The sequence below is a fragment of the Pseudoalteromonas piscicida genome (genome assembly GCF_002208135.1).
Lineage (GTDB): Bacteria > Pseudomonadota > Gammaproteobacteria > Enterobacterales > Alteromonadaceae > Pseudoalteromonas > Pseudoalteromonas piscicida_A.
The window spans coordinates 747,852-768,026 of record NZ_CP021647.1 but is presented as its reverse complement, the minus strand read 5'-3'; the positions used below and the strand labels follow the sequence as shown (position 1 = coordinate 768,026).

Below are 20,175 nucleotides of genomic sequence, written 5' to 3'. Positions count from 1 at the left end.
ACAAAACCTGAACAACCTCTTGGTTATTCACCAAATGTATAATCGAATCGTAATGCAAAAGAGCGCCCTGCAAGCGGCATGAAATTATGTGAACCAGAAAATAACGGTACGTCATTGATGTAGTCAAAGTGCTTTACATCTGTTAGGTTTTTACCCGTTAATGTGAGAGACCAACCTTCCTCTAAATCTGAAAGTGTCATGCTGGCATTGAGGAATACTTGTGATGGCTCTTTACCGATAGGATCAAGGTCATCTACTCGATATACCGAACTGTGATAATTCAAATCTAAACTTGAATTTAGTTCGAAGTCGCTAAAATCGGTAATGTAATTCGCCGTTAATGACGAAGTAGACTTAGGGGCGTTCGAGGCGGTGCGTCCCGACATATCGTTGATGCCTGCAATTGCACAGTTAGCATTGCTATAACCCATGGCAATACCAATTTGTGAAGCGATATCACCAGTAGCGGAGTCAAATAGCGCCTGTCTTTGGGCAATAAATTGATCACTGGTGCAGGCTTGATTAATAAACTCATCGTATTCAAAGTTAAGTAGCCCTATCGCCCCGGTCAAAGTTAATGCTTCCGTTGCACGCCAACGGCCATCGATCTCAAGACCATAGCTCACCGCTTTAGCTGCATTTTTTACCTCATAGGTCGTATTCCCACTAAATACCGACACCTGAATATCGTCAAAAGTTGAGTGAAATACAGCCATATTTAACTCTGCAGTCCCCTCAAACAATTCCGTCTTTAACCCAAGTTCAAACGCCAACACATTTTCATCCTCAAATGAGGCGTCTCTCGAGTCAGCGACATTGCCTCGCTGGGGGCTACGCATATAAAAAGAGTTAAAGCCACCGGACTTAAAGCCTGTACTTGCGGTAGCATAAGTCATTGTGTCGTCACTTGCGTCGTATTGGATGTTAACTGACCAAGTTGGGCTTTTCTCACTTCGCCTCATACCTGGATCTGAACTGGTGAAGTGGTGTGTTGCAAATTCGCCAACTTGTTGAGAAACCGCGATCACTAGCGGATTCGATGATTCTGTGCGGTTATTTACAGTAAAGTCTGTTGCATAACCGTCTTTGGCGCCTGTCTTATCTTCTTTGGTGTATCGCACACCAACAGTTGCACGCAATTGCTCAGATATGTGCCAAGTACCTTGGGCAAAAATACCCAAAGTGTCAGTATCCTGATCTAACAATGCATAACGTCCAACTCCAGTTGGAATACCGTCAAATGCCGCTGCGGTACCACACACATTAACTAATGAAGCGAAACCACCTAAACCGATAACACCAGCTCCGGTAGCTCCCACATTTCCTGACACGTAGACCTTATTAAAATCCCCTCCAAAGGCACTAATTCCTTGCTTACACCCCCCATTAATACCTGCTGTAAGGTTGGAATGTTAAAGAGTGACAATCCGTCTAGCACTAAACCTTGATGCTGCCAATACAACCCCGTCATGTACTCAAATTTACTGCCAATTGTTGAGGCAAAACGAATTTCGAGACTACTTTGACTAAAATCCTCACTGTCGCTGAAACGCAAACCATCCAACCCTGAATAATCGGCATCTAAATTGCGGTCAAATTGGTAAACCGAGTAGCCCGCCGTAATGGTTAAATCACCAGCATCAAAGTTAGATTCACTTATTAATGTAAATTCACTTGAATCCCCAATCATTGTTTGATTAGAACCAAAATCAATCACCGGATCGCTATTACCAATAAATGACGCTGTATAACTTGAAAATGAACCTAATGACGTCAGCGACCCAGGTTTTTTCATGGCATGTGGAAAGCTGCTAATATCAAAGTCGTTAGCCTCATAAACAAGCGTCATCAAGGAGTTGTCTGCGACATCCCATTCTAACGTTAATCGTCCCATCATTTCGTCACTTTGGGGAGTGTCACTATTGTAGTATTTGTTGTATACCCATCCCTTATCCATCTCCCTTGACATAACAAAGACTCTACCTCTGAGGCCGCTAGACAATGTACCAGTCACCATGCCACTCAATTCTGTTTGCCCAAACGTCGGTGAATAAGCCACCGAGACTCTGCCATTGAAAGTCTCGTCTGGCTTCGCTGTTGTAATATTTAAAGCGCCGGCGACGGTATTCTTACCGAATAATATACTCTGCGGCCCACGCATTACCTCGACACGTTCAACATCAACAAATGAGAAACGTGATTGAGCACCGCGCCCCCTGTAAATGCCGTTAACAAATGTACCTACTGACTGTTCGAAGCCTGCTAGGTTACCTGACTGCATGCCACGTATATTAATGCGATCAGCGAGGGAATCTTTTGCGACTTTAAAATTGGGAATATATGAAGATAAATCTTCCATGCGCTCAATGCCGACCTGTTCCATTTTGTCAGCGTTCATTGCCGAAACAGACAAGGGCACTTCTCGCAGAGGTTGGACACGCTTCTGTGATGTAACGATGATCCTTTCTAATTTAGTAGACTTGGTGTTTTCAAGTTCTTCAGCATTTACCGCTTTATAGCTCAGCGTACTTAAAATTACTGCACTTGCTAATGTTTTGGTAGCCGTTAAACCTTGGTCATATATCATAGCAATTCCCCCACCTTAGTCTTTCGAATTTGACGTACTCATCATTATTTCACTAGAAAAAGTGATGTAATTCTTATGAGTTAGTTCTTTTTATTAATGATAACTATTCTATTTTTAGCACTAAACTCACGGTAATTACTTGACAATTTGATACATTAAATTGACATTTAGAGACAGAAAAGAACCTAAAACAGATAAATATATAAAAATAATGATAATTAACGTTAACCATAAGAAATGATGATTACTAAATAAGGAGGGATAATGCAGTATTTTGTTAGATCAGCGTCTCTATCTGGATATGTTGAATTGGTCAATGAGCTGGGCGGAGATCCCATCGCGTTGCTCACTGCTGCTGATATTATTCCAGCGCAGTTAAATAACCCAGACAACATGATTTTGTATCACCAACTTGGTGATTTACTTGAAAACTCAGCAAAGCATCTCAATTTTCCAACTTTTGGTGCAGCACTCAGTTTAAAACAAAATATCACTACTATAGGGCTAATCGGTGCTTATATGTGTCAACAGAATACAATTGGTGACGCACTAAAGGTTGCACGCAGATATACTTATATGCATGCACAAGGTGCTTCTTTTGATATCGTAGAAGAGGCAACAGACTATTGTATGATTAAGTTTGAGTTGTTAATAGACAAAGAGCACCATTACACACAACTTGTGCAACTCAGTTTGGGTCTGATTTTCCGCGTAATTCAAGATATGGTTGGCAACAATTGGAAAGCTGATTGCATTTATTTTCGCCAGCCAAATCCCTTTTTCAATAATCATGATTTTTTAGCCGTATGCAAACAAAAAATTCAGTTTGAGCAAGAAATGGATGCCTTACGTTTCCCGTCAAAAGTATTAATGTACAAACCCCAAATGCCGATAAACCTGATAAATGACATCATAGCCAATCAATTTCGTCAAAATGACCCACCACAGAACCAATTAACGTTGCCGTGATCCGTCATGCAATCAACATGCTTCTATCTACGGGAGATTGCAACAAGAAAAATATCGCCTTGAGCTTAGGGTTACACCCAAAGAAACTTGAAAGAACACTTCAAGAGCATCAAACATCTTATAGAGATTTATTAGAAGAAACGAGAAAGGAAATAGCCCTAAGAATGCTACAATTGGGAGATGTTTCAATGACAACATTGGCATTAAACTTAGGGTATTCAGAGCTTTCAGCGTTTAGTCGTAGCTTCAAAACATGGTTTGGTGTATCACCAAATCATTATAAAAACCGGGTAAAGGATATCCAATAAAATAATCTGCAAACGCTGGTTATTTGTTTATAAAACAAAGCAGATTTAATAGCTTCCGATGCAAAAAATTATGTGACACTCGCGATGCTCCAAGAAGCAATAACGCAAGCATTTTATAAACAACGTTAAGTACTACTATTTAAACCTTCCTTTCGACTATTTACAAATACGGCAACGAGCGAAACCAAAACAAACAGTGCAGCGAGTAAGAAGGTCAGTGAAAATGCCATATTAAGTTGTGCAGAGCTTGCCAAGGCCGCACTCTGTGCCTGCAATAACAGGCTAAATACACCACCAAGTAATGAAGCCCCGGTCATTAGCCCTAAGTTTTTACATAAATTAATGAGCCCTGATCCCATACCCTTTTCTTTTTCGGCTACTGTCGTCATCACAAAGGTATGGTGAGCCGCTAAAAACAACTGCCTTCCGGGAGTTAACAAAAATAACGCCACAACATAGCCATAAAGTCCAAATAATGAAGGTAAGATTGCAAAGCTAATTGTCCCAATGAGGATCATCAGCAAGCCCAAAAACATGGCAAACGCGATACCAAAATGATCAACCACCTCACCTGACGGATAACCTGCGACAGCAGCAATACAAGGTCCAATAGACACAATAAGACCAACCGTGACCGGGCTCAGCCCTAACGCATAAGTGAGATAAAAAGGCCCGACAACTAATGTCGACATCGCAATGGCGTCAACTATAAAGCTCACGATTAACGAGGTATTGCGTAGCCTGTGTTTAAGAAAAGCCAAACTCACAAGTGGAAATTGAGCGCGCTTTTGACTTTGTACAAAACAGTAGATAAAAGCCACAGCAAATAAGAAAAATACGCTATGCAAGACAAGACTAAACGAACTACTCGACGGCATAGCCAACACATAAAATAGGCATGACGCCGACAGCCATACACTTCCAATAACATCAAAACGCTGTAGCTCGGGTGGATTTGCGACATCATCAGGCAGAAACCTTGCTATTAAAAAGTAAGCTGTCCCACCGAGCAATATCATCAACCAAAAAGTGAACTGCCATGATAACCATTCTAGCATTGCGCCACTTAGCAATGGCCCCAGAGCCGTGCCAATCGCAGCGGTAGTACCGAGTAACCCCATCGCAAGTCCAACTTTACGCTTTGGCATCGCAACACTTGCCAGCGCAAACACTTGGGATAATAACAGCGCAGCGCCAATGCCTTGGAACAGTCTAGCAGCAATCAACATCCAAAGATTTACGCTCAGCCCAGCGACAATGGAGCCCACGCAAAAGACACTAATCCCAATGCGAAGCGCCCTTTTTCGGCCAACCCTATCTCCAATAGCGCCAGCACCAAGAATAAATGCGGTAAGCGAAAGCAAATATGCCACAACGACCCAATTCACCAATGCCTGCCCCACGCCAAACTCCTCAGCAAGTGTTGGCAACAAGACATTGATACTACTCATGCCAAGCGTTGGCAAAATGAGTACCACAGCCAAGCTGAACAACACCCGCTTTTGTCCGGCTCCCAGAGCAGTTTGACCCTCTGTATTTACTGTATCTTCTAACATGCGTTACCACTCCTACCATTGCGCCATGCTAACAAGTGGTGACTGTACTACTTCAAGTGAGCTTGAGGTCAAGTGTGTGGTTAGGTTTGAAGCTTGATTGGCTTAATTGGATTAACAGCAAAGCCTGAGATAGTTTTAGCGAATCGAAAAGCCAGTAACTTAACGTGCTGAGCAGCAGTGATTGGATCTACGGCACAGCACTTTGATTATTAGAATCTTGCAGCTATGTTATTTATCACATTTTGAAACTGTAATTGTTGTCCAAAAACCTCTATTTTATGAACTACTTGCGCTTCAAGAACAAACACTATTCCATGCGCTTCCTCTTTGTTATAACTACTAAATATCGTAATTTCTTGAATAGATTTTTGTTGAACATTCTGTATTTGATAGGTGCTTGCGACCTCTTCTGAAAGTACCTGAAGCCAAGCTGGCAACCTCATTCTTGAGTCGACCTCAAACAAACTCCATACAAATTGATGTTCATGCCCAGATAAATCAACAGCAGGTACAAACCTTTGCGGATCTAACGTTTCGTGAAGCAACTTATTATCTTCAAACGTCAACACTAACGTTTCAGATACATGCGAAATAATAATAGGTGAGTCGACGTTTAACTTGGTGACCTTCGATAGGATCAACTCTTGAGCGCTAAGACTGGTTGCCCAAAAGAAAAAAATGAGTGTAAATACGGTCCTTGTCATACCATTACTCCTTTAAATTGATTCAAAATAGTATAGCGCTAGGTTAACGGTTACTGACTTTCCTCTATCAATAACTCGCCCTTGATTACAAAAACCTTAACTTCGACATGCTATGAGTACATAAATCAACCTCACCTTAATGCTGTTACCCCACAAACTTGATTGCAGCTGTCACATTTCTTATCAATCATGTTGCTGAACTAATTTGCAATATTTTTGGCGCCATAACATGACAACAAACATTTGTTTTTATTTCTTTTAATCTTGTGAGCGTACAAATATTTTTGAAGGAGAGAGCGCCTTAAAAATAGGTACATTTATTAATGCATTGAAAAGAAAGTTTACGTATGATGTTTTATTGGCCACTTTGGAAACAATAACAACTATAAGGAATAATGATGAAATACCTTGCCATTTTTTTGCTCATGTTTGCCTCTTTTCAGAACCATGCGGTTGTCAAAAGACATGATGTTGACCCTGACTTATATAAGGTTAACAGCATCCCGCAGTTTTATGTTGATATGCCATTTCAAGGCGGATCGGTGTTAATTGACAAACATTGGTTGTTGGCACCAGCTCACGTTATTTATACGTTTATGTATGACTACCAAGACAAACCTATCATGGTACATGGCGTTGAAAATCAAATTGCACAAATCATAATTCATCCGGATTACAAAAAGGTAGAAGGTGATTGGAGTGAAGGCGATCCGGCACCGCTTATGGAGCAGCTAAATAACGCCAAAGACATTGCGTTAATTCGCTTAAGTAAGCCTGTGACACACATTCAACCCATCGCCATATATGAGGGAAATGAAGAGTTAGGTATGGAAATAACCGGATTTGGTCGTGGTGCTATCGGAACGGGGATAACAGGTGAAGAGAACGACTCTGAAGGACCAAGCCTAACTACCTATGCATGGTATCAAGTCACCAAATTTTTCTCAGATTGGGCTTTCACTCAAGACGACTATCAAATGCATGTTTACAACAATGTGATCACAGAAGCAAAAGCCCACTGGCTCAGATTTACCTTTGAACAAGGAGCCGATGCGCTACCGTTAGAAGGCACGATAGGTTCTGGAGATAGCGGCGGCGCAGCAATCATTTATCAAGGCTCAACACCGGTGTTGGTTGGATTAGCAGCGTGGAGAGAAATTGAAGGCGATTTGGAAAATTATACTTTAGGAAAATACGGTTCAACTGCAGTATTAACCCGTGTATCTTATTACCAAGATTGGATAAATAAGCATATCAATAAAGGTCAGTAGCAAGTATAGCGCTTCTAAAAAGCAGACCATAAAACGGTTGCTAAATTTACCAGCGTCCATAGCTAGATGCAGAGGTTTTATGGATTACAAAAAATTTTTACCTAGTGAAAATTTATCCTCATTTATCAATTGCTTTTGGACGCTGGAAATTACCGCAGATAAAGATGCCGCAAAGCAACGCATTGTTCCCGACGGCTGCATTGAGCTGGCCTTTATATTGGGCGACGATATTAAGCGCTATATATCAGAACATGACTATATACTGCAACCGCGCGCAATGGTACTTGGACAAACTGTTTCGCCTTTTTATGTTCAACCAACTGGTTACGTTCACACCTTTGCAGCCAGCTTCTTTCCTTATGCCTTTTCCCACTTTATTTCGAAACCGATGAAAAACTTAAAAAATAAGGAAACATCGATTTACGAACTGTTTAAGCCCGATGAGGCAGCAAAGCTTGAAAGCGGTATCATCCAAGCGCGAAACACAAGTCAAAGGATTGAGATTTTAGAGGCCTTTCTCCTTCACAAGCTCAGCGATCCGCAGACAATTGAGCACATTGTAAAAACAACGGTAGATATTATCTTTGCACAAAATGGCGATATATCGGTTAATGCAATCACCAAATCAAATCCCAATAAAAGACGCCAACTAGAGCGGAAGTTTTTAGATCTCGTCGGTATTAGTCCAAAGCATTTAAGTAAACTTGTACGCTTGCAAAGCGCTTTAACACTCATCATAAATCGTGAAGACAACCTCACCAACATCGCGTACAAAAGCAACTATTATGACCAATCTCACTTTATTAGAGACTTTAAAGAACTCACAGGCGTGAGCCCGCGAGATTTTCTCGATGATAGCAGCATGGCGCTTTCACTGCTGTTTTACAAATAACTCCGATACTTATTCCTGTCGACGAATAATCAGCTTGGAATATTGGCTCAAGTCGTGATGCGCTAACCGTACTTTGGTTCAGGACTTGCGGTCACTCCTTTGGCCATAGATCCGCAATGCTACTTACAGCCTTTCTTTCAAATAGTATCGTAATGGGTAATCCTTCTATTTGATATTCTGCGGGTAAACTTACTTTTAATATCAGTTTTAATGCTGCCTTTTGGCCTTCAAAAGGCCCTGATAACTGCAGTGGGATCTTGCTCGTTAGTTCAGTGTATTCACTAATTACCGCATTAAATCTTTTTCCATTCGGTAATTTTACTACGGCTTTTTGGCCGATTTTTGAATATTCTAAATACTTAGGTGCAAGATACCCGTGTACTTTTACTGTTTTTTCAGTCACGACGGAGAACAATGGTTCATTAACCGTGACATACTGACCTTCTTGGACAAATATATCATTCACCTTACCTTCAAACGGTGTATTAACAGTTAAACTTTGGTTTAGTGCCGACAAACGTGCAAATTCAATTGTTAACTGTTGATAGCGCTGGCCTTTTAAGCCGTAAAGTCTTTCCATGTCTTGCCGCTCTTTCTCTCGTAAAATATCAACCTTAGTCTGCTCCAAATTAAGCTCAGCCGCATTTAGAGCTGCTACAGCACTAGCCAAGTTAGATACAGGTACAACCCCACGCTTTTGATACTCTTTATATTTATCCAGTAAATCTTGCTGTCGTTCCACGCCATGTTTTGCGACAGCCTTTCTCGTTTCTAGTTGACTTAGAATATCATCAGTAAATGGCGTTTTCTGTTGAGTTAATGAAAGCAGCTGTCGATTCACTTCTTGATATTGACCAGATAATTCAAAATTATATAGCTCTAGTAGCTTCTGATCTTGTTTTACTAATTCTCCCAACACCACTTCTACCTTCTCGACTGTGCCACTGCTAGGGGCACTGATCACCAAAGGCTCGCTGGTAACTATACCTACAGCTTCAACTTTGAACTGAGGGACAAGGTAAAACCAGGCAAGAATACACACAGGGCTAAATGCAATAACCAGTAATAAATACCATCTAAATTGATAAGACACTCTTTTTGGCCCTGTATAAGGGATCTTAATACCGTGCTCTTGGGTGGGGTGTTCAACTTTAGTCGACCCTTTAAATTTAAGTTTCATATGCATACCTATTGAAATATGTTCAAAGGTTTAAAACTTCTCACCGCGCTTAAGCACCCACCATGGTGCCATACTTGTCTCTTCGTGAGAGCGTCGAACTAGTTCGTTCAATAAAGCAAAACAACATACTGTTCTCATAAAGAATGCGTATATTGGATATAGAGGTAGCCACAAGGCTAGTTTTAAGTCTTGCCTGGGCCTCTCGGAAATACTGACTAAAACCAAAAAGTAGAAATAGCTGATGGTGAACAAATATAGGCCATAGATTACAATGAATAGCGCTAAAGCAAATTGCCATGGGAATAGGAACAGCATTGCGACTGAGTGAATTAGAATCACGAATGGCAGAATAACATTTTGTATGTAGCCATAAAGAAGCGTAAAAATAAAATTTTTCCAGCCAAGTAACTTGGGTGTAAAGGCCGGCCAATGTTTTCTGAAATAGAGAAATAGTAAATCGCCATCCCAGCGTAAGCGTTGTTTTATCAAATCCCCTATTGTGCTTGGTGCATCAGTATGTGCGATTGAAGCCGTTGCATAGGGCACCTCCATATTTGGATAGCGCCGAAAATATTGTTTAATCCGTACGGTCAAATCTAGATCTTCCGCGGTATGCGTATCCCAGCCACCGACTTGTTTCAAAAAGTCACGTCTAAATGCCCCAAATGCACCCGATATATTGTTGATCAGGTTACATTGCGCTAATCCAGTCTTTCCGCCTTGCATGGAAACCAAATACTCTATCGCCTGCATTTTTGTCCACATGGACTTATCTACATTCCGGACTCGCAGCGCCCCACCCACAGCTGGCACATCTGGATTTTCAAATAAACGTACCAAGTGGGATAACATATCATTATCAAATGAAGTATCAGCATCAACATTGACGATAATTTCACCTGTGGCAAAAGACAAACCAGCATTCAGTGTTGATACTCGCCCTCCCCTTTGCCATTTAGGTAAGAGAACAAGGTTACGATTTGGTCGATAAAAGGCTTTCTTACAATACTTGGCAGCTTCATAGGTATGATTGTTTTGTACAGCACCGTCAATTACTGCAATAATCTCAATTTTCCCAGGATAGGTTTGCTCCATTAATGAAATAATGGTTTGTTTAACGGCCTCCCCCTCGCCGTAACAAGTAATAATGCAGCTTACATTGGGTAAATAGTGACTCGAAGTGGATTCATATGTGCTTTTTAATTTTAACCATTTACAAATCCCAAAGGTAATGAGGATAAAAAGCGGGAGCTCGTAGGCTAAGTACATAGGAATAAATAAAACCAACAACGGTAAGTAACTTTGCACCCAAACAACAATTTGCATTGTGAGATGCTCTAATAATGAAATCAGGTTCATAGCTCTACTCCAGCATGGTCATTAAACGCGTCGTCAAGCCAGTTGCCTACTTCATTCACCAAGGCATTAGAGGGCAGGCCAACGGCACGTATCGATAGCGCAATATCTCCACCCGATTTCAATGCGCTAATCTCTTTTAATTTAGTATAAATAGAATCCAATTGGCTTAGTGTTGTATTCGGCAACATAAGCAATAACGTATGTTCACCAGCTAAACAGCAAATATCGGTCGTTCTAATCGTTTCATTTATACGACTTTCAAATTCATCTAATAGCTGTATGGCACGCAGTTCACCAAAATCTTGGATAAAGGAGAGTAAGTTACGCAACTCAACTCTGACTATAGAGTGCTGTTGTTTATGGCGTATTCCCAACTGATTTTGCCACTTAACAAGCCATTCAAAGTGCGCATAGTCAACTGCTTCTGCCCCTGGTAAGTGAACATTATTAAAGCGATCTCCCAACTTGATTAGACTTTTGCCTGCCTGAGATATACCAAAGCTGTGAATATTCTGAATAATTAAATCGTCTACACTATTGCTTTCGTTACAACTAAAGCAGTTAGCAATCACTTCAGCATCAACGAAGCTACTATGACACTGATTGCACCTTTGGTTTTCAATGGGACGGTCGTAATCAACACCAATATGGCGAAGCCGAACACTACAGTTAGGGCAGCTTAAGCCTACGCCATGTTTAAATTTAACCTCCTCATTTACATGACCACAATTGAAGCAATGTAAACTTGTAACTAACTCAATATCGATGCTCTGACAGCTAGGACAAGCATCAACGTAATTTAAATGACCAGACCGACAGCTTCGGCAAAAGCGAACGCGATCGATTAGTCGTTTTGGTTCAATAACCTTTCGTCTTTGAATACCTGACAACCAAGTAAAAGTCTCCTGTGGCGCTACGCCAAAACTTTCTAGAAGAGGATAGGAATAAATACTCTTTATGCCTGAATCATGGTTTGGCAACACCTCCGCATCTTTAAAGATCCATAAGTAGGCCAATAGCTTTGTCATCGTGGATTCTATTGATTCTTGACCTAACGGTAACCGGTTACTTCGCTGGAGAAATAGCTGATACTCAGGAACACATTGCGCATTCCAAACACCATTAGCCAGTGCAGCCGATAACTTACATTGGTTTGTAACGCATATATAGCTGCACCATAAGTATTCATGACTTCGCAAAGCCATTAAAACCCGACTCTGCTGAGCTACGTCCGTTCCTAGAACGATTAGCACTACTTGAGAGTAGTTTTCGATACGCTCCATCAAGTCATCTAAAGTGGAAAAAACAGAAAACTTAATATTGTCAAAGCTTTTATCAGACGTACAACCATCACCCAACCATAAATACGTTGAGCCTTTTACTTCACTATCAAAACTCGACATTTCAACCTCACTTCAACGAGCTGAACAAATTCACCATTCCGATAATTGCAACAAATTCAAACTTACAGCTCTATTTCAGCATTTATTACAATTCCATTACTAATCCTTTTTAACTAGACCGAAACTTTATGAACGAAATATACATACAAAAATACTATATAAAAATTGAAAAAAACGAAATAGTATAAAAAAAGAACAGGTGTTCACTTAAACTTTACACTAACTAATAAATTAAGGCTATAAAATGATAAACATACATAAAGTAGTTACGCTACAACTAGTGGGTTTAGCAATATTAGCTCTCCCCCCTTTTACACATGCGGCAATGAGTGACGACAGTGCCTGTATTGTCAGTAGGCAGACACAGGAATCATATTGTTTGAAAGCCGGTGAGAGCTCGGGGTATTCATTACCTAGTTATATTTACAATCATGAAGTTGATGTAATTGCTCCGCCAGGATTGGGGGTAATGTTAAGTGACTGGGATAATTTATCTTACAATCGCATCGCAACATTTACTGGTTACACAAACAATGCCCAACTGAAACAAGTAACGGCAAAAAATGGTCAAAAACTAGACTTTTCTCACCCTCGCTCCATGAGGGTTGTAAGCACACAATCCCAACCTCAAGCTTGTATCCGCAGCCTAGACACTGGCGACAAATTTTGCTTAGAGGCAGGACAGCGTTCTGGATATAGTCTACCCAGCTACATCAATAAGCATGCAGTGGAAGTGATAGCACCACCAGGTTTAGGCGTAGTGCTAAGTGACTGGGATAATTTATCTTACAATCGAATTGCAACCTTCACTGGATACAAAAGCAATAGTCAATTAATAAACGTACAAGCCCGAAATGGCGAAGCGCTTAACTTTTCGACTCCTCGCTCCATGTCGGTTGTTAGAGTGGATAGCTTAAAACAAGCGTGTATTAAGAGTTTAAAGACGGGTGAGTTTTACTGTTTACAAGCAGGTGAAACCTCGGGTTATTCATTACCTAGTTATATTTACGAACAGGAAGTCGAGGTTATAGCACCTGAAGGACTCGGTGTCGTACTGAGTGATTGGGATAATTTATCCTATAACCGTATCGCTACATTTACTGGCAATGTTAGTAATAAAATGCTTGAGGCCAATCTCGCAAACAACGGAGAGTACCTTGATTTTTCATCACCACGTTCCATGAAGGTTATCAGCATAGCCCCCAAAGTAGAGTTCACAAGTATTGAAAGTGTAACGTCAACTTATGTTCCGTATAGCAATGAATTTGTCTTTAAAGTCAATTTCATGGAAGACAGTGTCGGCACTGAAAAACTGAACATCCAATTCCAACATGAGTTAAAAAATGCAAAAGAGCAATATACATCGATTGTTTATATAAGCTTTGATGGCGGAGCGACTTGGCCTACCGTCGTAGATGTGTCTGATCTTGCAGACATCACCATTCCAAAGGGCGCACAAAGTGTATGGATTAAAGGGTTATCACTGCCAAATGCGCAACAAGGAGCCAAGTTAACATTACAAGCATGGCTTAGTAGTGCAGTGACAGACTCTTTTGAAGCCAGTCTTGATTTAAATGGGTTTATTACATCAAATTCTAGTCGCGTTTCTCGTATTAAGACGATCTCAAGAAATAAACAGGGACAGAGAAACGACACAGGCAAAAAATGTATTATTAAAAAGATCTTTAAACTTGAAAACGTTCCAGGTTATTGCACGCAAGCTGATGAAGGGGACATAGTGACAAGTAAGGTTTTCTTTGACAACCCAACGACTTCGCAGACGCACCTCTTCGTTCAGTTTGTTAACGGTACAGCGAAAAAAGATACCGATATCCGTTCTATAAAAGTGACGGTTTCTTATAAAGGTTATAGTGAGAAATACACTCTGAAAGTTAATTTAAAAGACTTTAAGGTCTTAAACCTACCGGAAGGTGTCGAGCACGTTCGTCTTTCATACCGAGTATACAAAGATAATGTCTCTGAGGATGCTGAGTATTTATCATTCAAGGCCTGGACCGTAAACGATGACGTAAACTACAGTCAAATCACCATTTCTGAAAATTAAGATCTGACTATTATTGCTACCCAGAGAGCGTATTTTTGGGTAGCAATAGGCTTATTGTCAAGTTGCAGCTCATATGCAATCCCTTCACCTTAAGGCGGCTACAACGATAAAAAAGACGCTTCAATTTACGCACTATTTGAAATTGATATTGCCGAAGCTGTCGCTTTTTTACAATTGATTGTTACTCAACCACTCTATCTTATACCCGCACTCGTTGTGCCCTACACGAGTCCATCAACCACGATGCTAGTCACACCATGTGCTAGCTGCAACACAAACTAAAATAAGGACGACAACATGCATAACTTAGCATCAATTTTTGAAATTCCGGCAACCGATTTAACACGCGCCGTAAAATTCTACAGCAGTATTTTTACTATAACGATTGAAACCATGGATATGCCTGAAATAAGAATGGGGATACTCCCCTACGAAAGACAATCTACCGTAGGTGTGATTGTTCAAGGTGCAGGTTACACACCTTCCAGCACCGGCGTCACACTGTATTTAAACGCAGGCGAAAACTTACAGCTTGTGCTATCTAAAGTAGAGGAAAACGGAGGGAAAATACTAACCCCTAAAACCCCACATGCCGACGAAAGCGGCTTCTTCGCGTTGTTTTTAGATACAGAAGGCAATCGATTAGGCCTGCATTCGCCAAAGTGAATACGATAAATTGAATACGCTGGGATTATCTTGCTTATATAAACAGCCGCTGGATAAAACCTATCGCGCAATCTGCGCAGAAAAAAGGAAAACACACTAGTACGACTTTTCATCGTTTTAGTAGCTTTACTGTGAAACACTGCAAAAACGACGGCGGACGAATCTAACAAACTGCGAGCGCTTGTTGGCTTAGCAAAACTCACATTCTCAACTCTAGAGTATCTTACTGTTGTATTTGCAGCGCGTTGTCGTACGCGATACCCCAGTTTTAGTGAATAGATACGCTGAGTGCTAAAAATTAGCCTACCGATAAACGTTTTTGCTCAAAGTGATTGAAGTGTTTTCATGCTTTTTTACTTCAATTTGTCAGCGTGAATGCTAATAGTAATTGGTGTCACGTATTTTCTACATATTTTTCAGTTAGGAAAATGAACAATCCGATCGCTTTTATCCTCAAGCAACCTAAGCTTTAAAGGCAGAAAGCTTTTTGTAGCAATAAGTTATCCAGTATGATAAAAACTCCTTAAGTAGACGTTCGAGGTGGTTAACGGTAAGAAAGCGACCGAATCGCTCTTAGGTGAAGATAGTTAGCATCACAAAGGAAACTCATCACATGAGCAGGATGCCGCAGTACTCGAAGAATATTATGCTTCATGACTGGAAAAATTCGAAAAGGAAATGAATCATTTATTGGCTATAGCTGGCGAATGGTTTTATGGCAGCATAGCCAACGAATATGCAAAATTAAAGCGAAATCTCGCAGTCCTTACAAAAAAGATCGTGAGGCATACCCCGTTAAAAAGTGGCCTTTTATACAACATGCTCTACAAGGTGCGGAATGCTAACAAGCTACGGGCGTTAAGTGCGATTTGGCGTATTCATCATCAAAGGAGTAAGTTGTGACAATGAGAAAGCTATTATTTTTCCTTTGCGCACTAATTTCGCTAAGTACATTTGCGGAAGATATTGTTATTGGTAAAAGGCACGAAATAGAATCAAAAGTCCTGAATGAAAGTAGGGAATATTGGGTATCTTTACCTACTTCTTATAAAGCAAAAGGATATAAAAAATATCCAGTTTTGTATTTCACTGATGCAAATTTAAATAGCTTTTTCCATGCTTTTTCAGGTATTACAAAACAAATGAGCTCTGATGCTAGCCCTGAAATTCCTGAAATGATACTTGTTGGGATTGTGAGTCAGAACCGTGGTCGTGATAGTTCGCCCACTAAATCACTTATTCAATGGGGTGGAAGTGTCTCAAAGTCGCAAGAAACGACAGGAGGTGCTGATAATTTTTTAAAGTTTATTCAAACGGAACTAGTACCCCAAATAGAGCAAGATTACCAAACCGCTGACTACAAAATTCTAGCAGGCTATTCATTTACCGGTTTAACTGTTATTCACTCGCTTTACCAAACGCCGGAATTCTTTAATGCATATATAGCTATTGATCCGAGTCTTTGGTGGGATAATCAAATAATGCTTAAACGTTACACAGAATTTTCGAAAAAGGAGCTTAACAAACGACAGCTTTTTGTTTCAACATCTGAACGCGTGCCCTCGCTTTATCCTAAAGAAAATTACGTCCGTGAATTTATCCATAAATTAGAGGCTTCACCAATTAAAGGATTAACCGTTCATTCCAAAACTTTTGGTACTGATCAAAACCATCATACAATGCCAATAATGAGTTTTTACTTGGGATTGAAAAATATTTTTAGTGGTTATATGGTCGATGACGCAATCAGATTTAGACCAGCAGTGGAACTGCAGGAGCACTTTAATATAATTTCAGAGAAATTAGGAGTAACCCTCAAGCCCAGAGAGAGCTTAGTGAATTTCTTTGGTTATAACAGGTTGTATGACAACCAGTTTCCTACCGATAGTCAGGTCGCAATTGATTTTTTCAGGTTAAATACTGAGTATTACCCAAAATCTTCTAATGCATGGGATAGTCTAGGTGAGGCATATTTGTTTGGAAAACAGTATAAATTAGCTCTAGATGCATATATAAAATCTAGAGAACTGAGCCCGGAAAATAAAAATGCAGAAGAAAAAATTAAGGAAATAAAAGAGCATTTAAATTGAAGATGTTGATAGTTAATGAGTTCCAAATTCAGATAATAAGGGCACCACTAGTGGTTAAACGGTGAGAAAAGATCAACTGCCTGCTGGTGGTACTCTGTAATCGCCAAAAAACAAGAGTTGATACCATGAGTTACAAGCAGTTGTTCGAAGGGCAAAGATACCAAATTGAGACCTACTTACGCGAAGGTTTTAGGAAAAAGGCTAAAAGTGAGCCACAGCGCCATAAGTTGTGAAGTTAGGCGCAATAGTACTCGAAGTCATTACTTGCCATTGATTGAAAAACGATGACATCCAAAACCATCGACTCTTCGACTAGATAAAATAACTCTATCGTTTGTACATTATGAATCTAGCAATAGACAGAGATTTTAGAATGTTAACAACCCAAACCTGGAAGCATCATGGAAATAATTAGAAGCAAAGCATTTACAGCACAACGCGCTTGGGGCGCAAAAGACATCGCCAATATGAATGGTATTACAACCCGCCTGCATTGGACTGATCAGCCTTATAAGTGGCACGTTAATGACGGTGAAGAAGTCTTTGTCGTGTTAGATGGTGCGGTTGAGATGTTATACAAAGAGAATGGCGTTGAGCAATCAACCCTATTGCAAACTGGTGATATTTTTTATGCTTCAATTGGCACTGAGCATGTTGCCCATCCTCGTGGCAAGGCGAGAATTTTGGTCATAGAATCCGAAGGTAGCGTCTAGGGTTAGGGTCGGTGTTAAACACCGATATCCATTAAATTGGATAGGTCTAAACTTGAACTGTCAGATCCGGTTGATAGGGTCCCATCAAATCTAAGAGTCGCATATTTCCCAATAGCGGGCAATGGTTACACCAAGCTTAGCTGATTTTGAAGTTTATGCTGTCGAGATAAATCTCGACCTACGGCACTCTCCAGTAGGAAGGAGTTTACCTCGCGATCTTTTATTCCTTTGAATAAAAGGTAAGCGAAAGCCGCTCAGTGGAGTGGCTCTCAGTTATCTTTAGATGATTGTTTTATCGAATACTTCAGATTAATTACGGCCTCTGAAATCTTTTAAAACATGATCGTTAGGATCATCAAGCTGCTGATTTTCAACCCACTCTAGCCATTGCTGCAATGAGATAGAAAGCTGCATCGAGTAATCCAAAGAGATCCATTCTTTCTTGTTCGGAGCAAAATCATAATTAGGTTGAGCTAGACTTTTACCATTGACACGAATATTAAATGATTCACCAGCACCTGTATTGGCGAAGTACAGGCTATCGATTTGTGCGAAGTTAATACCATCATGGATTTTACCTGTGTCTCCACCTCTATCTTTACCCAACGTTGCGCTATTAATAAGCGGTACCGCACATTCAGGCGTTTGCTCTCCAAACTGTGAGATCATCAGTGGTGTATTACGCGTACTATCAGGTAAAGAAGCAGTGCCATGGCAAGACATACAAGAGCTATTGGTGTTATCGGCAGGGCCATTCAAGCGATTGTTACAACCAAGATGTCCAACTTGGCGTGTCATAGCACTGCCACTGTACTTGTTAAGTTCATCAACTAAAGACCAGTTTATCACTGCCTCTGAAAAGCCATTTATTCTTGGGTTTACCGGTGTATTAAACGCTAAATGGCCTTTTGCAGGCGTATCGTTACCCCACATAAGTCCCAGCCATGTCATTTTTTCCCATGGGTTTTTGACATTTTCTTTGCGTTGACCGTCCGCTACAAAGGTGCCGTATACCCAACCTGTATCTTTCGCTCTATCGTCTCTGACGGCAACATCAAATTGAAGCAGTTTTACATCATCCCAAGCCTGACTGTTACGCTTACATTGCTTACTTTCTTCAATAAAGTTACACTCTTTACGCTCGTTTCCATCTTTATCTTTGCTTCCTGGTGTTACTTTACATTTACAGTAAGCGGGATCTGAGATATTGGCATTCCAGCTTGGTAATCCTGCTAACACAGGTATTTGAGCGATAGTTGAAGTATTAAATAATGGCTTAATGATGACGGCACCTTCGTGGAATCGCAGGCCTTCTTTTGGTAATTTGGCTGTGCCATCTTCTTGCCATACTTCCCCTAAAGTGTACGCTGCTGTGGCATTATAAAAGCCGACAGCCCACATGGTAGAGGCGTCTGTACCTGAGCTATCTTGAACCGAAAAAGTGACCGGCGCTTCACGTGTTAAGCCCCTGATGTACTCTCGCCCTGAAAGTGGATCGTAAGTCTGAAATGGAATGTGAAACCAAGGTCTATAGTTATTTTCACAAGTATCAAAGTCCCTCGAAGCAACCCTTCCTTTGCCCGCAACATTCCCTTCAAGGCCATAGGCATAAACAAGCTTTATGTATTCTTTGGCAAGCTTGCTTTTTTCCCGTTGCGAAGTACTTTCATCGAATAGCGCATCAAACTTGGCGTCATACCAAGGCTGATTTTTCTTTGGTTCAACAACAAGCTTTCTTGGGTATTTATCTGAAAGTGCGAATACTCCTTCATCCCATAAAGTTGTTGGCACATTTGAAATGGTTTGGCCTTTCCACATTTTTGTAAATTTGGGATTTGGGTCTTGCCAATAGCTTGGGTATGTTTGGGTACAAGTATTTAACTCTGTATATTGACCTTTGTACATTGATTGTTTGTACCAAGGTTCAGCTTTCGCTGCGACAGAGTATGACGCGAGTGCAGTCAATACCAGTGCAGCCGCTTTTACTATTGATGAGGTACTGATGTTCATTTTATTTCCTTTTATTACTTGATACACAAACAGAAGGCGCTCACCACGCCAGCTAGAATGAATAGTAATCGCATTAATTTTTAAACCAATTTGAAGAAGAGGAAGTACCATACTTGCTTGGCTAAGCGCTTTCATTTAACACAACTAAATTATAAAATTTTTCCCTACCTACATGAGTTGGCAGTCTTGCTGTAGCCGAGTGGTATAACGTGATTTCCCCGCATCAAAAAAGGCTCATTTGCTCAATGTGATTGCTATAAACTGAGCTTGTCTGTAGTTATCATCGGTGACGGATATGAGTTTGGTTGACATAACTCGAGTGAATTGTAGTGCTGAGTAGGACACATTGGTATTACATTGAATTACATTAGATTACACTTTAATATTGCAGTATTGAGTTTT

Annotated in this window: 16 protein-coding genes and 1 pseudogene; 9 read left to right on the top strand and 8 right to left on the bottom strand. The window is 40.5% G+C overall.

From position 1 onward, the window contains the following. Positions 1-23: 23 nt before the first annotated feature. Positions 24-1,331: a TonB-dependent receptor gene (locus B1L02_RS21850; RefSeq protein WP_157757273.1), complete on the bottom strand. Its 1,308-nt coding sequence runs from the start codon at positions 1,329-1,331 to the stop codon at positions 24-26. Further along, a complete protein-coding gene (locus tag B1L02_RS21845) occupies positions 1,286-2,587 on the bottom strand; it encodes a TonB-dependent receptor (protein WP_088532847.1) in 1,302 nt (433 codons plus the stop codon). Before B1L02_RS21845 ends, B1L02_RS21850 begins: the two co-directional genes overlap by 46 nt. Positions 2,588-2,851: 264 nt before the next feature. Between B1L02_RS21845 and B1L02_RS21840 the strand changes: the two genes are divergently transcribed. Both B1L02_RS21840 and B1L02_RS21835 read left to right on the top strand, forming a co-directional pair. Next, on the top strand, positions 2,852-3,556 hold the full coding sequence (locus tag B1L02_RS21840; RefSeq protein ID WP_088532846.1) for an AraC family transcriptional regulator ligand-binding domain-containing protein: 705 nt from the start codon (positions 2,852-2,854) through the stop codon (positions 3,554-3,556). Further along, positions 3,553-3,864, top strand: coding sequence for a helix-turn-helix transcriptional regulator (locus tag B1L02_RS21835; RefSeq protein WP_232003195.1), 312 nt, complete (start codon positions 3,553-3,555; stop codon positions 3,862-3,864). The genes B1L02_RS21840 and B1L02_RS21835 overlap by 4 nt, the downstream gene beginning before the upstream one ends. 125 nt (positions 3,865-3,989) lie before the next feature. Here the strand turns inward: B1L02_RS21835 and B1L02_RS21830 are convergent, their stop codons facing one another. Then, entirely contained in the window at positions 3,990-5,420 is a 1,431-nt protein-coding gene (locus B1L02_RS21830) for an MFS transporter (protein ID WP_088532844.1), read from the bottom strand. 209 nt (positions 5,421-5,629) lie between these two features. Further along, the gene (locus B1L02_RS21825) at positions 5,630-6,124 is read right to left on the bottom strand and encodes a hypothetical protein (RefSeq protein ID WP_088532843.1); all 495 of its coding nucleotides are present in this window, start codon (positions 6,122-6,124) and stop codon (positions 5,630-5,632) included. Between the two features lie 395 nt (positions 6,125-6,519). Between B1L02_RS21825 and B1L02_RS21820 the strand changes: the two genes are divergently transcribed. Then, positions 6,520-7,395 (top strand): trypsin-like serine protease, encoded by an 876-nt coding sequence (locus B1L02_RS21820; RefSeq protein WP_223192156.1) that lies wholly within the window; start codon positions 6,520-6,522, stop codon positions 7,393-7,395. A 79-nt stretch (positions 7,396-7,474) separates the two neighbouring features. Then, on the top strand, positions 7,475-8,287 hold the full coding sequence (locus B1L02_RS21815) for a response regulator transcription factor (protein WP_088532841.1): 813 nt from the start codon (positions 7,475-7,477) through the stop codon (positions 8,285-8,287). Positions 8,288-8,378: 91 nt separating this feature from the next. Here the strand turns inward: B1L02_RS21815 and B1L02_RS21810 are convergent, their stop codons facing one another. The 3 genes from B1L02_RS21810 to B1L02_RS21800 are packed head-to-tail and all read right to left on the bottom strand — an operon-like array spanning position 8,379 to position 12,229. Beyond that, entirely contained in the window at positions 8,379-9,467 is a 1,089-nt protein-coding gene (locus B1L02_RS21810) for an HlyD family secretion protein (RefSeq protein ID WP_088532840.1), read from the bottom strand. A 30-nt stretch (positions 9,468-9,497) separates the two neighbouring features. Further along, complete coding sequence (locus B1L02_RS21805; protein WP_088532839.1) at positions 9,498-10,826, bottom strand: glycosyltransferase family 2 protein; 1,329 nt, start codon at positions 10,824-10,826, stop codon at positions 9,498-9,500. Next, complete coding sequence (locus B1L02_RS21800) at positions 10,823-12,229, bottom strand: diguanylate cyclase (RefSeq protein ID WP_088532838.1); 1,407 nt, start codon at positions 12,227-12,229, stop codon at positions 10,823-10,825. The genes B1L02_RS21805 and B1L02_RS21800 overlap by 4 nt, the downstream gene beginning before the upstream one ends. Before the next feature lie 244 nt (positions 12,230-12,473). On the opposite strand from B1L02_RS21800, the gene B1L02_RS21795 reads away from it, so the two are divergent. From B1L02_RS21795 to B1L02_RS21775, 5 genes and pseudogenes are all read left to right on the top strand, one after another. Further along, complete coding sequence (locus tag B1L02_RS21795; RefSeq protein WP_088532837.1) at positions 12,474-14,294, top strand: leukocidin subunit S; 1,821 nt, start codon at positions 12,474-12,476, stop codon at positions 14,292-14,294. Between the two features lie 297 nt (positions 14,295-14,591). Beyond that, positions 14,592-14,960 carry a VOC family protein gene (locus B1L02_RS21790; RefSeq protein ID WP_088532836.1) on the top strand — a complete coding sequence of 123 codons (369 nt, stop codon included), beginning with the start codon at positions 14,592-14,594 and terminating at the stop codon, positions 14,958-14,960. A gap of 905 nt (positions 14,961-15,865) precedes the next feature. Continuing rightward, positions 15,866-17,050 (top strand): alpha/beta hydrolase-fold protein, encoded by a 1,185-nt coding sequence (locus B1L02_RS21780; protein WP_088532834.1) that lies wholly within the window; start codon positions 15,866-15,868, stop codon positions 17,048-17,050. Between the two features lie 125 nt (positions 17,051-17,175). After that, positions 17,176-17,320: pseudogene (locus B1L02_RS25250) on the top strand (IS30 family transposase); the annotation flags it as partial. Positions 17,321-17,451: 131 nt separating this feature from the next. After that, a complete protein-coding gene (locus B1L02_RS21775) occupies positions 17,452-17,763 on the top strand; it encodes a cupin domain-containing protein (protein ID WP_088532833.1) in 312 nt (103 codons plus the stop codon). Positions 17,764-18,072: 309 nt separating this feature from the next. Here the strand turns inward: B1L02_RS21775 and B1L02_RS21770 are convergent, their stop codons facing one another. Further along, on the bottom strand, positions 18,073-19,773 hold the full coding sequence (locus tag B1L02_RS21770; protein WP_151208261.1) for a hypothetical protein: 1,701 nt from the start codon (positions 19,771-19,773) through the stop codon (positions 18,073-18,075). Positions 19,774-20,175: the final 402 nt, after the last annotated feature.